Source organism: Yoonia ponticola (assembly GCF_014199395.1).
Lineage (GTDB): Bacteria > Pseudomonadota > Alphaproteobacteria > Rhodobacterales > Rhodobacteraceae > Yoonia > Yoonia ponticola.
The window spans coordinates 1-1,443 of sequence record NZ_JACIJM010000029.1 but is presented as its reverse complement, the minus strand read 5'-3'; the positions used below and the strand labels follow the sequence as shown (position 1 = coordinate 1,443).

Below are 1,443 nucleotides of genomic sequence, written 5' to 3'. Positions count from 1 at the left end.
GGGAGTGGGCAAAACTTGGGGGTCAGGCTGCGGCCCTGTGATATGTGCTGGTCAACCTTCCATCGAGAACAGCGGCCCGCACGATGGCAACGTGATGGGCGCCTTTGGGTGACCATCTCATGCGTCGGCGTTTTCCCATGCGTGTGTTGCCGATGTCATCCACGCAACTTTCTGCGCGGGACGAGGAGATCGGCAGACCATTGCGATATCGCCGCCCATAGTCGGTGAGGCTATCCATATTGTTTGCCAGATAGGTGTAGAGTTCCCGGCAGCGCGCTTGTACACGCGTAGCCGCGTCGCGCACTTCGGGGTCATCTTTGCAAAGCCGCTCGCAATCGGTCATCAGCCACTGAAGGCTCGTAGTGCCCACTCGAACCTTACCATGCCAAAGATACCATCGTAATCGCTCTGCGGGGCGTTCGAACAACACAGGTATGCCAGAGAAACTCTTGGTCTGCAGTAGCCCCCTTACGGCGTTCTCGACATGTTTGACCCGCATCGAGATGTGCCACCAATCGAGGATATGGCGAACTGGCCCGCCGACGGCGTAGCGCACGAGATTGGGCAATGCCGGTTCTCCATCCGAAATCACGGTAACTGGGCTCTCGCCGTCCCAGCCAGTGTCTTGAAGGTCTTGCCGTACTTGCCTGGATGGAGATTGAGCCGCTTGCTGTACAAGCCCGAAACGACGGGACATTTGCGCGCTCTCGATCTTACCCACCACAACATCAAGGTGCCGCTTCTGGTATTCCGGCCTACATCGAATATGTGCACCGTCCAGAAAGACCGTCATCGGAGTTGCGTTCTTTTCTGCTGACGAGACAACCGGTTCCGCATACTCGCTATCGCCGATTTCCTTGGCGATCTTGCCGAGACGATTGCGTACCGAAGTATTCGCCTGCTTGGCGCAAGGCAGAAATATCTCCATGATACGCGCAGCTTCTCGAAACGAATGCCGCGCCCCAAGCTCGGCTTGAAGGCGCTGTAATTCAGGTGTTGATCGGTCCGGGAAGAATCGGGCCAGCGGCGACAGTGGTCCACCCAGGGTGACCTCCGACTTGGCGTTGCAGGCGCAGCGGCGAATGCGTGGCACCTTGACACGGAACCGACCGAACAATGTGTCCAGAACCCTCGATCGATAGTCATGGATGGTTCTGACCTTGTTGCAGTCAGGACAGACCCTGCTCGCCTCAGAGACCTCCTCGATCTGGTCAAGGAGGATCGCTTGCTGTAATTGCCAAAGCACGGATTTCGCATCTTCGAGCAGCAGTCCGAAGCCCTCGGGCTGAGTACTTCGAAATGGCCGAGACAGGCGTCCCAGACGCCGCGTCTTCGTGGTTCCGTTCTCAAAAGTTGTCTCGACGATGATCCGCACATCCATGGCAATTCCTCTGCTGTGAAATCACCATCATAGACAAATACCCCCAGGTTTTGCCCACTCCC

Annotated in this window: 1 protein-coding gene; it reads right to left on the bottom strand. The window is 57.0% G+C overall.

Annotated features, from left to right (window positions below):
- Positions 1 to 22 precede the first annotated feature (22 nt).
- Positions 23 to 1,381, bottom strand: coding sequence for an ISKra4 family transposase (locus FHS72_RS18380; protein ID WP_183531189.1), 1,359 nt, complete (start codon positions 1,379 to 1,381; stop codon positions 23 to 25).
- Positions 1,382 to 1,443 lie beyond the last annotated feature (62 nt).

Excerpts from the sequence above, each read along its gene's own strand:
- FHS72_RS18380 (WP_183531189.1), bottom strand. The coding sequence starts at position 1,381 with ATGGATGTGCGGATCATCGTCGAGACAACTTTTGAGAACGGAACCACG.